Annotated in this window: 15 protein-coding genes; 8 read left to right on the top strand and 7 right to left on the bottom strand. The window is 71.7% G+C overall.

The genetic code is table 11. The annotated features are described in order from the left end of the window. Positions 1-50: 50 nt before the first annotated feature. Positions 51-842, bottom strand: a complete 792-nt coding sequence (locus ACZ60B_RS05070; protein ID WP_469384263.1) for a ferritin-like fold-containing protein — start codon at positions 840-842, stop codon at positions 51-53. Between the two features lie 504 nt (positions 843-1346). Here ACZ60B_RS05070 and ACZ60B_RS05065 point away from each other — a divergent pair. Then, positions 1347-3890: a DEAD/DEAH box helicase gene (locus ACZ60B_RS05065; RefSeq protein WP_469384261.1), complete on the top strand. Its 2544-nt coding sequence runs from the start codon at positions 1347-1349 to the stop codon at positions 3888-3890. Between the two features lie 89 nt (positions 3891-3979). Next, positions 3980-4849: an alpha/beta fold hydrolase gene (locus tag ACZ60B_RS05060; RefSeq protein ID WP_469384259.1), complete on the top strand. Its 870-nt coding sequence runs from the start codon at positions 3980-3982 to the stop codon at positions 4847-4849. A 38-nt stretch (positions 4850-4887) separates the two neighbouring features. Here the strand turns inward: ACZ60B_RS05060 and ACZ60B_RS05055 are convergent, their stop codons facing one another. Further along, positions 4888-5787, bottom strand: a complete 900-nt coding sequence (locus ACZ60B_RS05055) for an NYN domain-containing protein (RefSeq protein WP_469384258.1) — start codon at positions 5785-5787, stop codon at positions 4888-4890. A 223-nt stretch (positions 5788-6010) separates the two neighbouring features. Between ACZ60B_RS05055 and ACZ60B_RS05050 the strand changes: the two genes are divergently transcribed. Further along, complete coding sequence (locus ACZ60B_RS05050) at positions 6011-6163, top strand: hypothetical protein (protein ID WP_152895186.1); 153 nt, start codon at positions 6011-6013, stop codon at positions 6161-6163. Between the two features lie 109 nt (positions 6164-6272). Here the strand turns inward: ACZ60B_RS05050 and ACZ60B_RS05045 are convergent, their stop codons facing one another. From ACZ60B_RS05045 to ACZ60B_RS05035, 3 genes are all read right to left on the bottom strand, one after another. Next, complete coding sequence (locus tag ACZ60B_RS05045) at positions 6273-6878, bottom strand: MarC family protein (RefSeq protein WP_469384256.1); 606 nt, start codon at positions 6876-6878, stop codon at positions 6273-6275. Between the two features lie 57 nt (positions 6879-6935). Further along, positions 6936-7793, bottom strand: a complete 858-nt coding sequence (locus tag ACZ60B_RS05040) for a PHP domain-containing protein (RefSeq protein ID WP_469384254.1) — start codon at positions 7791-7793, stop codon at positions 6936-6938. Between the two features lie 188 nt (positions 7794-7981). Further along, entirely contained in the window at positions 7982-8623 is a 642-nt protein-coding gene (locus ACZ60B_RS05035; RefSeq protein ID WP_152894656.1) for a DUF6758 family protein, read from the bottom strand. 183 nt (positions 8624-8806) lie between these two features. Here ACZ60B_RS05035 and ACZ60B_RS05030 point away from each other — a divergent pair, with 183 nt between their 5' ends. Then, entirely contained in the window at positions 8807-10066 is a 1260-nt protein-coding gene (locus ACZ60B_RS05030) for an MFS transporter (protein ID WP_469384253.1), read from the top strand. Between the two features lie 63 nt (positions 10067-10129). Here ACZ60B_RS05030 and ACZ60B_RS05025 read toward each other — a convergent pair whose 3' ends face one another. Further along, a complete protein-coding gene (locus tag ACZ60B_RS05025; RefSeq protein ID WP_450661573.1) occupies positions 10130-10726 on the bottom strand; it encodes a suppressor of fused domain protein in 597 nt (198 codons plus the stop codon). Between the two features lie 481 nt (positions 10727-11207). On the opposite strand from ACZ60B_RS05025, the gene ACZ60B_RS05020 reads away from it, so the two are divergent. Further along, entirely contained in the window at positions 11208-12353 is a 1146-nt protein-coding gene (locus ACZ60B_RS05020) for a magnesium and cobalt transport protein CorA (RefSeq protein ID WP_469384251.1), read from the top strand. A 23-nt stretch (positions 12354-12376) separates the two neighbouring features. Beyond that, positions 12377-12913 (top strand): hypothetical protein, encoded by a 537-nt coding sequence (locus tag ACZ60B_RS05015; protein ID WP_469384250.1) that lies wholly within the window; start codon positions 12377-12379, stop codon positions 12911-12913. A 69-nt stretch (positions 12914-12982) separates the two neighbouring features. On the opposite strand, the gene ACZ60B_RS05010 is transcribed toward ACZ60B_RS05015, so the two are convergent. Beyond that, the gene (locus ACZ60B_RS05010) at positions 12983-13735 is read right to left on the bottom strand and encodes a hypothetical protein (protein ID WP_469384248.1); all 753 of its coding nucleotides are present in this window, start codon (positions 13733-13735) and stop codon (positions 12983-12985) included. Positions 13736-13912: 177 nt separating this feature from the next. Here ACZ60B_RS05010 and ACZ60B_RS05005 point away from each other — a divergent pair, with 177 nt between their 5' ends. Both ACZ60B_RS05005 and ACZ60B_RS05000 read left to right on the top strand, forming a co-directional pair. Continuing rightward, positions 13913-15208, top strand: a complete 1296-nt coding sequence (locus ACZ60B_RS05005; protein WP_469384247.1) for a magnesium transporter MgtE N-terminal domain-containing protein — start codon at positions 13913-13915, stop codon at positions 15206-15208. Continuing rightward, positions 15198-15800: a DUF1003 domain-containing protein gene (locus tag ACZ60B_RS05000; protein WP_469384245.1), complete on the top strand. Its 603-nt coding sequence runs from the start codon at positions 15198-15200 to the stop codon at positions 15798-15800. The genes ACZ60B_RS05005 and ACZ60B_RS05000 overlap by 11 nt, the downstream gene beginning before the upstream one ends. Positions 15801-15819: the final 19 nt, after the last annotated feature.

Below are 15819 nucleotides of genomic sequence, written 5' to 3'. Positions count from 1 at the left end.
GGCGTCAGGACCAGAGCTGAACGGTCCTGACGCCCGGGCCCGGGCCCGTCCTAGGCGGCCAGGCCCAGCGCGGCCATCCGCTTGGTGTGCGCCTCGGTGATCCGGGAGAACATCCTGCCGACCTCGGCGAGGTCGAAGCCGTCCGCGACCCCGCCGACCAGCATCGTCGACAGCGCGTCCCGCTCGGCGACCACCCGCTGGGACTGGGACAGGGCCTCACCCATCAGCCGGCGCGCCCACAGCGCGAGCCGTCCGCCGACCCGCGGGTCCGCGTCGATGGCCGCGCGCACCTTCTCCACGGCGAACCCCGCGTGCCCGGTGTCGTCGAGGACGGCGAGGACCAGTTCGCGCGTGTCCGCGTCGAGGCGGGCCGCCACCTCACGGTAGAAATCGCTGGCGATCGAGTCGCCGACGTACGCCTTGACCAGACCCTCCAGCCAGTCCGAGGGCGCCGTCTGGCGGTGGAACCCGTCGAGCGCGGCGACGAAGGGCTCCATCGCCTGGGTCGGCTCGGCACCGATCTCGGTGAGCCGGTCGCGCAGCCGCTCGAAGTGGTGGAACTCGGCCGACGCCATCTTCGCCAGCTCCGCCTTGTCCGCGAGCGTCGGCGCCAGCTTGGCGTCCTCCGCGAGCCGCTCGAACGCCGCCAGCTCGCCGTAGGCCAGCGCGCCGAGCAGATCCACGACGGCCGCCCGGTACTGCGGCTCGGCGGAGGCCCGCGCCCAGTCCTGGGCCGCGATCCCGGTGCGCTCGGCGGATCCGGCGGACTGCGCGGACCCGGTGGGTTCGGTGGATTCGGCGGCGGTTTCGGGGGCGTTCTCGGGCTTGTCAGAGCTCGTCATGAAGCGCACAATAGCCCGCTCGCCGCATGACGGAAGTCCCTGGTCATCCAGTGTGACCACGACGACGTGAATCGGTGTGACGGCGACTACATGACCGAATCGGCCATCACGTGTGCGCGATTCCGGGGTATGGTGGTAATGCGCCTGCTGGTACTCAGCCGTACCTCGACAGGCCGCACGTATGAGGATGCCCGGTCGGTGGCCCGATCGGCTCCGACCCGACAGCCCTCCCTGACCGTACGGCACTGGTGCGTACGACGATCGGAGGGAACCCTCAGCGGTTCGAGCGCTAGAGCGTCGGCAGTGGTCCCGCGTCCTTCGGCCCGCCCGTAAGGCGGCCGACGTCCCCGGCACGGTCCCGACACGACCCCCGCGCTCGCCTCGCACCGCCCACACAGAAGAGGCAGCACCCTGACTACGACGTTCCGAGAGCTCGGGATCCTTCCCGAGACCGCCGAAGCCCTTGAGGCCGTCGGCATCATCAACCCCTTCCCCATCCAGGAGATGACGCTCCCCGTCGCCCTCACCGGCACCGACGTCATCGGTCAGGCCAAGACCGGCACCGGCAAGACGCTGGGCTTCGGCCTCCCGCTCCTCGAGCGCGTCACCGTCCCCGCCGACGTGGAGGCCGGGCGCGCCAAGCCCGAGGACCTCACCGAGGCGCCGCAGGCGCTCGTCGTCGTCCCCACGCGCGAGCTGTGCACGCAGGTCACCAACGACCTCCTGACCGCGGGCAAGGTGCGCAACGTGCGCGTCCTCGCCATCTACGGCGGCCGGGCCTACGAGCCCCAGGTCGAGGCCCTCAAGAAGGGCGTCGACGTCGTCGTCGGCACCCCTGGCCGGCTGCTGGACCTCGCGGGACAGAAGAAGCTCGACCTGAGGCACGTGAAGTCGCTCGTCCTCGACGAGGCCGACGAGATGCTCGACCTGGGCTTCCTGCCCGACGTCGAGAAGATCATCAACCTGCTGCCGCCGAGGCGCCAGACGATGCTGTTCTCGGCGACCATGCCGGGCGCGGTCATCGGCCTGGCCCGTCGCTACATGTCGCAGCCCACGCACATCCGCGCCACCGCGCCGGACGACCAGGGCGCGACCGTCGCGAACATCGCGCAGCACGTCTACCGCGCGCACTCGATGGACAAGCCCGAGATGGTCGCCCGCATCCTCCAGGCCGAGGGCCGCGGACTGGCGATGATCTTCTGCCGTACCAAGCGCACGGCCGCCGACATCGCCGAGCAGCTCCAGCGCCGCGGCTTCGCCTCCGGCGCGGTCCACGGCGACCTCGGCCAGGGCGCCCGCGAGCAGGCGCTGCGCGCCTTCCGCAACGGCAAGGTCGACGTCCTGGTCTGCACCGACGTCGCCGCGCGCGGCATCGACGTCGAGGGCGTCACCCACGTCATCAACTACCAGTCGCCCGAGGAGGAGAAGACGTACCTGCACCGCATCGGCCGTACCGGCCGCGCGGGCGCCAAGGGCATCGCGATCACCCTCGTCGACTGGGACGACATCCCGCGCTGGCAGCTGATCAACAAGGCGCTGGAGCTGGACTTCAACGACCCGCCGGAGACGTACTCCACGTCCCCGCACCTGTTCGAGGAACTGAACATCCCCGCGGGCACCAAGGGTGTCCTGCCACGGACCGAGCGCACCCGCGCCGGGCTCGACGCGGAGGTCCTGGAGGACCTCGGCGAGCCGGGCGGCCGCGCGGCACGCGGCCGTGGCGGCCGCGGTGACCGTCCCGACCGGGGCGGCGACCGCAACGAGTCCCGTTCCGCCGACAACGAGCGTCCGGCCCGTACCCCGCGTCGCCGCCGCCGCACCCGTGGCGGTACGCCGCTGGACGCGACGCAGCCGGTCGTGTCCGAGACGGGCGGCGCACCCGCGGTCGAGCGGACGTCCGCGACGGAGGAGGGCACCGCCCCGCGCACCCCGCGCCGTCGCCGCCGCACCCGTGGCGGTCCGGGCCCGGAGGCGACGCCGGCCACGGCGACGACCGCCGAGTCCCCGGTCGCGGAGACCGCCGCCGTCGCGGTCGTGGAGGACGCGGTCCTCGACGACCCGCAGGCCGCGGAGCGTCCGCGCCGTCGCCGCACCCGCAGGGCCGCGGAGGCGCCCGCGGCGGTGGAGACGCCGGTGACTCCGGTCGAGACCGCCCAGGTCACCGAGTCGGCGCCGGCCGAGCCCGTCGAGGCGCCGGTCACCACGCCGCGTCGTCGTACGCGCAAGGCGACGGCTGCCGTGGAGACGGCCGCCGACACCGCGCAGACGGCCGTCGACACCGCGGAGGCTACCGAGGCCAAGCCCCGCCGCACCCGCAAGACGGCGGCGGCACCGGCCGAGACGGCCGTGGACACCGCCGAGGCCGTCGAGGCGCCGGCGACCACGCCGCGTCGCCGCACCCGCAAGGCCGCCGAGTCCGGGACGACGGCCCCGGCCGACATCCCGGCGCAGACCGCGCAGGAGCCGGAGCCCAAGCCGCGCCGCACCCGCAAGACCGCGGCGACCAAGGCCACGGCAACGGCGGCCGAAGCGGCCGTGGACACCGCGGAGGCGACCGAGGCCAAGCCCCGCCGCACCCGCAAGACCACCGCCAACGCGACCGCCCCGGAAGCGACGGCAGCGACGGACACGGCCGACGCCACGGAAGCCAAGCCCCGCCGCACCCGCAAGACCGCGGCGGCCAAGGCCACGGCAACGGCGGCCGAGACGGCCGTGGACACCGCGGAGGCGACCGAGGCCAAGCCCCGCCGCACCCGCAAGACCACCGCCAACGCGACCGCCCCGGAAGCGACGGCAGCGACGGACACGGCCGATGCCACGGAAGCCAAGCCGCGCCGCACCCGCAAGACCGCGGCGGCCAAGGCCACGGCAACGGCGGCCGACATCCCGGCGCAGACCGCGCAGGAGCCGGAGCCCAAGCCGCGCCGCACCCGCAAGACCGCGGCTGCCGCGCCCACCGCCGAGGCGGAGGGCGCCGAGCCCGAGGCCAAGCCGAGGGCGCGTCGCACCCGTAAGGTCGCGGCCTCGGCCGACCCCGCGGAGAGCTGAGCAGAGCACGAACCCGGATGCCCGGTCCACCCATGTGGGCCGGGCATCCGGCGTTCCCGCCCCCGCGCCGTTGCCGATAGCCTCACCCCGTGACCGACCCCACCGCCTTCGACACGCCCCCCGGCGCTCGCGCCTACCCGCTGCGCACGGCACGCGGCGAGTTCGCCGTCGTCGACATGCCCGCGGCCACCGGAACCGAGGCGCGGGGCATCGCCCTGATGCTGCCCGGATTCACCGGGAGCAAGGAGGACTTCAACCAGGTGCACGGGGCGCTCTCGCGTCGCGGGTACCGGACCGTCGCCGTGGACGGGCGCGGGCAGTACGAGTCCGACGGGCCGGCCGAGGACGAATCCGCTTACGATCAGGGCGAGTTGGCGCGGGACGTGTTGGCGCAGGCCGAGGCCCTCGGCTCTCGCGTGCATCTCGTCGGGCACTCTCTCGGCGGCCAGATCGCGCGTTCCGCCGCCCTGTTGGACCACTCCCCCTTCCGCACGCTCACCCTCGTCGCCTCGGGTCCCGCCCGGATCTCCACCTCCCAGGAGGCGCGCGTGAAGCTGCTGCGCGAGGCGCTCGCCGTGATGTCGATGCCCGAGGTCTGGGAGGCGATCCAGGCCATGGGTCCCCCCGAGGAGGTCGGCGGTCCGGCCCGCGGCCCGGGCACCCAGGAGCAGTTGCGGCGCCGCTGGCTGAGCACCAAGCCCGCCCAACTACTCGCGACGGGCCGCCAGTTGTGCAGCGAGCCGGACCGGATCGGCGAACTCGCCGCCCTGCCGTTGCCGTTCCACGTGCTGTCGGGCGCCCGTGACGACACCTGGCCGCTGGCCCTCCTGGACGAGATGGCGGAGCGGCTGGGCGCGCACCGGACGGTCGTACCCGGTGCCGAGCACTCGCCGAACGTGGACCAGCCGCTGCCGACCGCGGACGCCCTCGCCGACTTCTGGGACAGACACCCGCAGTAGCGCCGGCCGCCCCGCCCGCACCCTCCGGCAGGCACTGGCTAGTACTGCGTCTGCAAGTGCTCCCAGAAGCCGTCCCGCAGGGCGCGCCGCAGGTCCGACTGGCCGCGCAGCGAGTACGCGAGAAGCTGCTCGGCCTCGACCAGCAGGTCCTGGTCGACCGAGCCGGGGAGGTAGGGGTGACCGGGCAGCAGTTCCACCAGCGACTCCCGGCCCCGCGCCGCCAGCCACTTCGCCGCGATCTGGGCGCCCACGAAGCGGACGTCCTCGCGTGAGGGCCGGGCGGCCGCCGACGACGGCTCGTAGGTCGCGGCGGTGCGCCGGGACACGTACGGCTTGAAGAAGTCGAGGTCGAGCGTGCGCTGGCTGTCGACCTCCCACAGGAGGGGCTCGGCCTGGTTGCGGCCCTCGGGGGCCTCGATGCCCCACAGGTGCACCCGGGCGCCGTACCCCTGCGCCGCCTCGACGGCCGACACCAGGTCCTCGTCCCCGCCGAGCAGAGCCGCGTCGCTGATGGCGCGGTGGCGGGCGAGCGACTCCAGGTCGGTACGGATCAGGGAGTCGACCCCCTTCTGCTGGTTGTTGGCGTTGAGGTTGCCCAGGCGCACCTTCACGTCCGGCAGCTCCGCGATGGACTGCTGCTCCGCGGTGTGGATGCGGCGCCGGGCGCCGTCGTACCAGTAGACCCGCAGCAGCCTGCTGTCCGCGAAGACCGTGCGGGCGCGGTCGATGAGCGCGTCGATCAGGCCTTCGGCGTCGAGGTCGAAGGACCGGCGGTCCTCGGTCCCGGCCACCAGCCGGCCGGCCGCCGCGTACAGGTATCCCGCGTCGACGAAGATCGCGTGGGTCGAGGGCGTCTTCGCCACCTCGGCGAGCATGCGCTGGAGCAGTTCGTTCGTACGGTCGATGCGGGCGGTCAGGTCCGCGAGGTCGTCGTTCATCGCCTCCATTGTCCCGGCGGTCACGCTGCGAACACAACCGGTCCCGTTCAGTCTCCACAAACCTCTTTACCGGTCAGTAGTTAGACGTTCGAAAAATTTCTTTAGCCAAGGGAATGTCTGTAACACACAGCGCGTTGACTAGCTACAGAACGGGGGACAGACACCCCTGCTCATACCACCGAGTAGTTCTCCTCAGGAGGATGACCAGACGAAGGGGAAGCCCATGCGCTTCGAAATCCTGCGACTCGACGACATCGACGGCACGCCCGTGGACTGCACCGTCGTGGACGCCGCCTCCGTCAACGGGATCGTTCAGCAGGCCGCCGCCATCGGGCAGCGCCTGTGGATCCGTCCGGCCGACACCACGGCCTCATAACGCGCGGATCACCATCCACAGATTTCAGAGCCCCGTGGGGCGCCGGAACGACCGGCGCCCCACGGGGCTCTGTATACGTTGCCGCGTCCGCGGACCCGGCCGGGCGGACTCAGCTCGCCCGGATCACCTGGGTGACGCCGTTGATGATCTGCTGCACGGCGATCGCGGAGAGCATCATGCCCGCGAGCCGGGTCACCAGGACCACACCGCCGTCCTTGATCACCCGGATGATCAGCAGCGAGTACCGCATGACCAGCCACAGCACCACATGGATGGCGAGGATCGCCGACCACACCGAGACCTGCGAGGCCACGCCGTCGGCCTTCTGCACGGCCAGGATGACGGACACGATCGCACCCGGGCCCGCCAGCAGCGGCATGCCCAGCGGTACGAGCGCCACGTTGACGTCCTTGGTCTGCTTGGGCTCGTCGGTCTTGCCGGTCAGCAGGTCGAGGGCGATCAGCAGGAGCAGCAGCCCGCCCGCGATCATCAGCGCGGGCACGGAGACATGCAGGTAGTCGAGGATCTGGTGGCCGAGCAGGCCGAAGACGGCGATCACCCCTCCGGCCACGCACACGGCCTGGAAGGCCATGCGCTTCTGCACCTTGGCGGGGCGGCCGGCGGTCAGGGCGAGGAAGATCGGGGTGATCCCGGGGGGATCCATGATGACAAAAAGGGTCAGAAAGAGAGAGCCGAAGACGGCGACGTCGAACATGCGTGAGGAAGCCTTGCGAAGTGGACAGACGGGTGGGACAGGGCGCGAGGACGAGCCTCAGGCTCCGCCGGTCCCCGGCACGGGGAACGCCCCGGTCGCCCGCCGGGTGATCTCCCCGTACACGTCGGGGTGGGTGGTGTACTCGCCGAGCGCGACGGTCTTGCGGCTGCCGTGGTAGTCCGAGGACCCCGTGACCAGCAGGCCCAGGTCGGCGGCCAGGCCGCGCAGCCGCACCCGCGTGTCCTCGTCGTGGTCCATGTGGTCGACCTCGACGCCGTCCAGGCCGGCGGCGGCCAGTTCGGCGATCGTGGACTCCGGCACCGTGCGGCCGCGCTTGGCGGCGGCCGGGTGCGCGAACACCGTGACTCCCCCGGCGGCCTTGACCAGCCGGATCGCCTCGAACGGATCGGTCTCGTGCTTCTCCACGAAGGCGCGGCCGCCGTCGGCCAGCCAGTCCTGGGTGAACGCGTCGCCCACGCTCGGCACGACGCCCAGTTCGACGAGCGCGGTGGCGACGTGCGGCCGCCCGACGGAACCGTCACCGGCGATCCGCGCGACCTGCTCCCAGCTGACGGGCACGCCCAGTTCGTTCAGCTTGGCGATCATGCCCTGGGCCCGCGGCACCCGGTCGTCGCGCACCAGCTCACGCTCGGCGAGCAGGGCGGGCTCCTCGGGGTCGAAGAGGTAGGCCAGCATGTGCATGCTGACCCCGTCGACCCGGCAGGACAGCTCGGCGCCGGTGACCAGCGTGAGCCCTCGCGGCAGCGCGGCGGTCGCCTCGGCGTGCCCGCGGGTGCTGTCGTGGTCGGTCAGCGCGACGACGTCCAGTCCGGCCGCGGCGGCGTTACGCACCAGTTCGGCCGGGGTGTCCGTACCGTCGGAGGCCGTGGAGTGGCAGTGCAGGTCGATGCGCACGACGCGAACTCCAGACGGTGACGGGGCGGACGGGACGGAAGCGGACGCTCCAGCATAGCGGGAGGACGACGCCCGCCTTGTCACACCCGAAGCACCGGTACGCCCCCTACAGATCCGCACAGCGGGCCCGGGGCGCCGGCGACCGCGGCGAAACCCCGGGACCGGGACTCCGACAGCCCCGACAGGGCCTACGGCTCCAGCAGCCGCGGCGACAGGGCGCCGCAGGGCACCAGGTCCAGTTCGGCCCCGGCGTCGCGCAGATCGGTCAGCACGAGCTCGTCGTACATCAGCAGGCCCGACTGCTCGGGCCACACCACCGCCCAGAGCCACAGCCCGAGCGCCTCACCCGCGAACACGGCACGGTCGACCGGAGCACCGGTGACGTGCCAGAGCGGGGTCGGGCGGCCGGCGGCCAGCACCTTGGCCTGGGGCGGCTTCTCGACGTTCATGTACGGGCCCGGATCCGGCGCGTCGATCCCCGCGTAGCGGGCGCCGAGGCCGACCCCGAGTTCCTCCGCGACCAGGATCAGCTCCCCCATGCCGCCGAGCGGGCCGGGTCCCGAGCAGGCCACGGCGGTGGCGCGGCCGCCGCTGCGGTCGTCACCGGCGTAGGCCACCCCCGTGAAGAGCCAGCCGACCGGCAGCGGCCACGGCATCCACACCGGCACCTGGGTGCGGTGCACCACGACACTGAGGGCCTCGACGCTGGGCGGGATCACGGGCTGCAGCGGATGCACCGCGCCATGGACATCGCACTGCCAGGAATCGGCGAAGAGTCCGGGAGCCCTGACCCGGCCACCACACTTCGGGCAACTGGGTTCGCCCCTCATAGGGCCCCACGGTCCTACCCCCGCACGCCCACGTCAAGGACGATCACCCGTCCGGACGGAACCCGCGCCGGTGCGTCACCGGTCGGCCCGCACGCCCCAAAACTACGTGCGTCTTGCATTAGTTAGCCACGCTAATCTAATATGTGTATACGCCAACCATCTTCCCGCTGATCGGAGAACCCGATGGACCCCTTCGACGCCGGAGCCGGCGGCCTCCTGCGACAGCCCAAGGCCGTCTGGGCGACGGCCGGCGCCTCGGTCGTCGCGTTCATGGGCATCGGCCTCGTCGACCCGATCCTGCCGTCCATCGCCCAGGGTCTGAACGCCACGGCCAGCCAGGTCTCGCTGCTCTTCACCTCGTACTTCCTGATCACCGCCTTCGCGATGCTGGTGACCGGCTTCGTCTCCAGCCGCATCGGCGGCCGCAAGACCCTGCTGCTCGGCCTCGCCTTCGTCGTGGTCTTCGCGGGCCTCGCGGGCACCTCGGGCTCGGTCGCCGAACTCGTCGGCTTCCGGGCCGGCTGGGGTCTGGGCAACGCGCTCTTCGTCTCCACGGCCCTCGCCGTGATCGTCGGCGCGGCGGCCGGCGGCAGCGCCGCCGCGATCCTGCTGTACGAGTCCGCCCTGGGCCTCGGCATGGCGTGCGGCCCGCTGCTGGGCGCCCTGCTCGGCAACGCCAGCTGGCGCTACCCGTTCTTCGGCACCGCGTTCCTGATGGCGGTCGGCTTCCTGTGCATCACGGTGTTCCTCAAGGAGCAGCCGAAGCCGGCCCGCAGGACCTCGCTGCTCGACCCGATCAGGGCACTCGGTCACGGCGGCCTCGCCTCGGCCGCGGTCTCGGCGTTCTTCTACAACTACACGTTCTTCACCGTGCTGGCCTTCACCCCGTTCGTGCTGAACATGACCCCCTACAGGTCGGGGGCCGTGTTCTTCGCCTGGGGCGTGCTGCTGGCCGTCTTCTCGGTGCTGGTGGCCCCGCGGATGCAGGCGCGGTTCGGCTCACTGAAGGTGCTCGGCGGCTCGCTCCTGCTGCTCGGCGCCGACGTGCTCGTCCTCGGCTACGGCGACCACGCCACGGCCGTCGTCTGCACCGTCCTGTCCGGTGCCTTCATCGGGGTGAACAACACCGTCTACACCGAGCTGGCGCTCGGTGTCTCGGACGCGCCGCGCCCCGTGGCGAGCGCGGGCTACAACTTCGTGCGGTGGTTCGCGGCCGCCGCCGCGCCGTTCTTCGCACCGAAGATCGAGGAGTGGAGCGACGTCCACGTCCCGTTCGTCGTCGCGGCGGTCACGGCCGTCGTCGGCGCGGTGGTGGTCTTCGTACGACGCGACGCGCTCACCCTCCCCCACTCTCGGCTTCGCTCGAGCGGGGGGACCCCCATGGCGGAGCAGTTGGAGACCCGGCACGCGACAGAGGACGGCGTCACCGTCTTCGCGGGCTGAGGGCTTCGAGCAACAGCGGGACGAATCAACCGACGCTTTCCGGGCGGGTGTTGGTGACCTTGCTCACTCCAGCGGGACGGACCTGCGGGACGGATCCCGAAGGTCCGTCCCGTTCGTCAGCCAGCGCTCCTGGAGCGCCTGGGCGCCGTGCACGCGCTTCCAGGCGGCCTCGTTCGGGGTCATGGGAAGCAGCGGCAGGAACCGTACGGGGTCGAGCGGCTCGTCCAGTTCCAGGTCCTCGACCAGCCCGCCCGGCTCGGCGACCAGGACCGAGGTGAACGGGGCGCCCGGCCACAGCGGCTCCCCCACGTCGAGTGAGGCCCCCGGGGTCACGATCAGCCCCTCGACCTGCGGCGAAGCGGCGAGCACGGCGAGGGAGCGCAGCACCTTGTCGGTGTCGGCGACCCCCGCGCGGACGGACAGGACCAGCTCGGCCCGGGGCCCCTTGACCGGGTCGGCGACCATCGCGGTGGGGTCCGCCATGGGCTGCGCGGACATACCGAGCGTGGCGTAGCGGACGACGGCCCCCTCCCTGGAGTCGTCCCGGAACCGCAGCACCTCGATGCGGTCCGTACCGAGGAAGGTGACCGCGGCGCGTGCGTCCGGCTCGCCCAGCGCGGTGCGCAACCGGGCCTCCACCAGTGGAAGAACATCAGCCATGCGGTGAGCATAGAACTCGTCAGCACAGGGCAAAGCAGCGACTTGACACTTCAGTCGGCTGATACTCTTGCCCGGTGGTTCGGGGCAGCGCGCTGAAGCGTCGCGATCAGGCCCTGACGCCGATGGGACTCCCTTACGAGGGACCGGCCGGAGGAGGTGGGGCTGCAATGGACCGAAGTCGACCTGGCAGTACCACCCGCTCTTCCGGCCGCTGATGTAGCTGCTCTGGCTCTGGCTGGCTGCCACCTCTCGCATCCGTACCGCTACGGAAGAGCACTTCGTTTCGTCTTGCCTGATCTGTCTGATCTGAATCAGCAGCGAAGCTCGCCACCGCAACGGTGCGGTGCTCCCCGCTTTGTGGACGTGCCAAACATCCTTCCCCTGCCCCAGGGCGGGGAGACGCCTACAGGACGTCCCCATTCCGGGCAGTTCCACCCGTGCCCCGGCGGCCTTTCGTTGCTCGTTGCGAAGGAGCCTGCCCATGTCGATGATCCGCGAACTGCGCGCCGCGGTCCGACCGTCCCGCGTCTCGCTGCGCAAGGACGGTCTGCACAAGGACGGTCCGCGACTGGACGGCGGTGCCTACGACACCACCCGCGACCCCTCGACGCCGTCCGCCGTGGTCGACTGCGCCGTCTACCGCGACGGGGCCCGCGTCGCCACCGCGAAGCCGCTGACCCCGCACGAGGCGATGCGCCTGGTGCGTCGCGACGGCGGCTTCGTGTGGATCGGTCTGCACGAGCCGACCGAATCCGAATTCGCCGGTATCGCGGGCGAGTTCGGGCTGCACCCGCTGGCCGTGGAGGACGCCGTGCAGGCGCACCAGCGACCGAAGCTGGAGCGCTACGACGACTCGCTGTTCACCGTGTTCAAGACCATCCACTACGTCGAGCACGACCGGCTCACCGCCAACAGCGAGGTCGTCCAGACCGGCGAGGTCATGTGCTTCACCGGCCGGGACTTCTTCATCACCGTCCGGCACGGCGGCCAGGGCTCGCTGCGCGCGCTGCGCCACCGGCTCCAGGACGACCCGGAGTTGCTCGCGAAGGGCCCGTCGGCCGTGCTGCACGCCATCGCCGACCACGTCGTCGACGGCTACATCGCGGTCGCCGACTCCGTGCAGGACGACATCGACGAGGTGGAGACCGAGGTGTTCTCGCCGGGCCGCAAGGGCAGCCCGCGCGGCACGGACGCGAGCCGGATCTACCAACTCAAGCGTGAGGTGCTGGAGTTCAAGCGCGCCGTGTCGCCGCTGCTGCGGCCCATGCTGCTGCTGAGCGAGCGGCCGATGCGGCTGGTCGACCCGGACATCCAGAAGTACTTCCGGGACGTCGCCGACCACCTCGCCCGGGTCCAGGAGCAGGTCGTCGGCTTCGACGAACTGCTCAACTCGATCCTCCAGGCCAACCTGGCGCAGGCCTCGGTCGCGCAGAACGAGGACATGCGGAAGATCACCTCCTGGGCCGCGATCATCGCCGTACCGACGATGGTGTGCGGGGTGTACGGGATGAACTTCGACCACATGCCGGAGCTGCACACGAAGTACGGCTACCCCGTGGTCATGTCGGCGATGGTCGCCCTCTGCGTGGGCATCCACCGCACGCTGAAGCGCAACGGCTGGCTGTGACGGGTCCTGGATAGGCTGGGCCCATGACAAGCGAGTCGCTCGACCAGGCCCTCCTCGACCAGGCCCTCGTCGAGGAAGCCACCAAGAAGTCCGGCCTCATCTGGGTCAGGGGCGCCGGCGCCCCGGCGGCGCGTGCGCTGTGGCACGCGTGGCACGAGGGCGCGGCGCACCTCGTCGGTGACGGGCCCGGGGAACAGCCACTGCCGGGGCTGGCCGAAGGGACCGAGGCCGAGGTCACCGTCCGCAGCAAGGACAAGGGCGGCCGGCTCGTCTCCTGGACGGCCAGGGTCGTCCGGCTCGCGCCCGGTTCCGAGGACTGGGCGGCGGCGGTCGCCGAACTCAAGGGCAAGCGGCTGAACGCGCCCGACGGCGAGGCCATGACGGAGCGCTGGTCCCGCGAGTGCCGGGTGCTGCGGCTGGAGCCCACGGGGGCGACGGCGCCGCTTCCCGAGGGTTCGCTGGCCCAGGCCCCGGTGCCCTCTCCGGCGACCACCCGGCAGCCCGTTCCGGCGGGGCTGCCGCGACTGCTGCTGAAGAAGCGCGGACGCCGCCACCCCTGACACCGAGGGCAGCCGCCACGACGCGGGCCACCCCCACGACCTGACCGGCCGCCACGACCGGGGCAGCCGCTACGACGTGGGCAACTGCTTTCCGTAGTCCACCGTGTCGCCCTTCGCGGGTTCCTTCACCGCGAAGTCCTTGCCCCAGTCGGAGAAGGTGAGCGTTCCCGCGCCGCCCGCGCGCTCCAGGCGCAGCGGGTACGGCTTGCCCTCCAGGGAGACGTCCAGCGTGCCGCCGGACCCCTTGTCGCCGGTGATACGGATCGTGCGCACGCCCGACTGCTCGTGGTGGCCGTCCGTGCCGAGCGCGCCGTGCAGGGACAGCAGGCCGTCGAGCAGGACGTCCTTGTCGGTGAAGCCGCTGAACCGCTGGTAGGCGGGGTCGTCCTTGGGCACCTTCACGTACTTGCCGTCGAGCTTGTCGGCGGCCGCCGTGTCCGTGCCGCCGCCGGCCTTGCCGTCCTCATGGCTCCAGAACTCCGCGTTCGCCTTGAGGTAGAGCTGGTCGTCGATCCGCAGCAGATGGAAGGTCGCCCCCTGCGAGGTGACCGAGCCGGTCCCGCCGTCGGGCTTCAGGCGCATGTCGAGCGTGTAGGTGCTCCCCCCGGCGACCACGGTCCCCGACAGCCGCACCGCGTCCACGGACTCGGCCGCCGTCCTGGTCCTGCTCTCGATCTGCCCGGCGGACAGCTTGCCCACCCCGTTCGTGCCCGCGTCCGGGTCCGAACTGCACCCGGTCAGTCCCGTGCCGGTCACGACCAGGGCACACAGCGCGCTCACCAGCGCGGCCCGACGGCCACGGCCCTGGGCAATCGCAGTCACAGACGGGGCTGCCTCTCTCACGGGTCCTCGACGCCGTACGGCAGCGTACCGGGGCCGTACGGGACCGGTGGAGCCAGTCCGTCCGGACCGCTCACCAGGGCGTGGCCGATCGGTACGGGCTAGCCTGAACCCCACCCGAGCGGGCAATTCTGGACAGACGGAAAGAGACGGTGAGTGATGGCAGCCGGCTCCCCCCGGATCTTCGTCTCGCACCTCGCCGGCGTTCCCGTCTTCGACCCGAACGGCGACCAGGTGGGACGCGTGCGCGACCTGGTCGTCATACTGCGCGTCGGACGACGGCCCCCGCGCCTGCTCGGACTGGTCGTGGAACTGTCCACCCGCCGCCGCATCTTCCTGCCCATGACCCGGGTGACCGGCATCGAGTCCGGCCAGGTCATCACCACCGGCGTGCTCAACGTCCGCCGCTTCGAACAGCGCCCCACCGAGCGGCTCGTCTTCGGCGAGCTCCTCGACCGCCGCGTCACGCTGACCGAGACCGACGAAGAGGTCACCGTGCTCGACCTGTCGGTACGACAGCTGCCCGCCCGCCGCGACTGGGAGGTCGACCGGATCTTCGTGCGCAAGGGGCGCAAGAGCAGCGCCTTCCGGCGCGACCGGGGCGAGACGCTGACCGTCGAGTGGTCCGCCGTCACCGGCTTCTCCCTGGAGGAGCACGGACAGGGCGCGGAGAGCCTGCTCGCCACCTTCGAGCAGCTGCGCCCCGCCGACCTCGCCAACGTCCTGCACCACCTCTCGGCGAAACGGCGCGCCGAGGTCGCCGCCGCCCTCGACGACGACCGGCTCGCCGACGTCCTGGAGGAGCTCCCGGAGGACGACCAGATCGAGATCCTCGGCAAGCTCAAGGAGGAGCGCGCCGCCGACGTCCTGGAGGCGATGGACCCGGACGACGCGGCCGACCTGCTGTCCGAGCTGCCGGAGCGGGACAAGGAGCGGCTGCTGAGCCTGATGGAGCCCGACGACGCCGCCGACATGCGGCGCCTGATGTCGTACGAGGAGCACACCGCGGGCGGTCTGATGACCACCGAGCCGATCGTGCTGCGGCCGGACGCCACGGTCGCCGACGCCCTCGCCCGGGTCCGCAACTCCGACCTCTCCCCCGCGCTGGCCGCCCAGGTCTACGTCTGCCGGCCGCCCGACGACACACCCACCGGCAAGTACCTCGGCACGGTCCACTTCCAGCGGCTGCTGCGGGACCCCCCGTACACCCTGGTCAGCGCGATCATCGACGACGATCTGCGCCCCCTCGAACCGGACGCCGAGCTGCCGGTCGTCGCCGGGTTCTTCGCGACGTACGACATGGTCGCGGCGCCGGTCGTCGACGAGGCCGGCTCGCTGCTGGGCGCGGTGACCGTGGACGACGTGCTGGACCACATGCTGCCGGAGGACTGGCGGGAGACGGAGTTCCACCTCGACGAGGAAGCGGACGAGGAAGCGGCCGGTCATGGCACCTGAGCGCGAGCGCGACCCCGCCCGCGAGCGGACGCCCGTGGGCGCCACCGCCGCCACCCGGCCGCGCGCCCGGCTGGACCAGCCGCGCCCGCCCCGGCGCCGGATCCTGCCCGAGTACGACCCGGAGGCCTTCGGGCGGCTGTCGGAGCGGATCGCGCGGTTCCTGGGCACGGGCAGGTTCATCGTCTGGATGACGGTCGTCATCATCCTGTGGGTGGTGTGGAACGTCTCGGCGCCGGACCATCTGCGCTTCGACAGGTACCCGTTCATCTTCCTGACCCTGATGCTGTCCCTCCAGGCCTCCTACGCGGCCCCGCTGATCCTGCTCGCGCAGAACCGGCAGGCCGACCGCGACCGGGTCAACCTGGAGCAGGACCGCAAGCAGAACGAGAGGTCGATCGCCGACACCGAGTACCTGACCCGGGAGATCGCCGCCCTGCGCATCGGTCTGGGCGAGGTGGCCACCCGTGACTGGATCCGCTCCGAGTTGCAGGACGTGACGAAGGAGCTGGAGGAGCGGCGCACGAACGGACACCGCACATTCCCGGCAGAACGGTCGGATCGGCCGCCCGTACGTGACATAGACGACCGTTGACGGGCTTCCCGGGGCCCCG

It is taken from the genome of Streptomyces sp. NPDC104096 (assembly GCF_055584385.1).
This window is presented reverse-complemented; position numbering and strand designations above follow the sequence as displayed.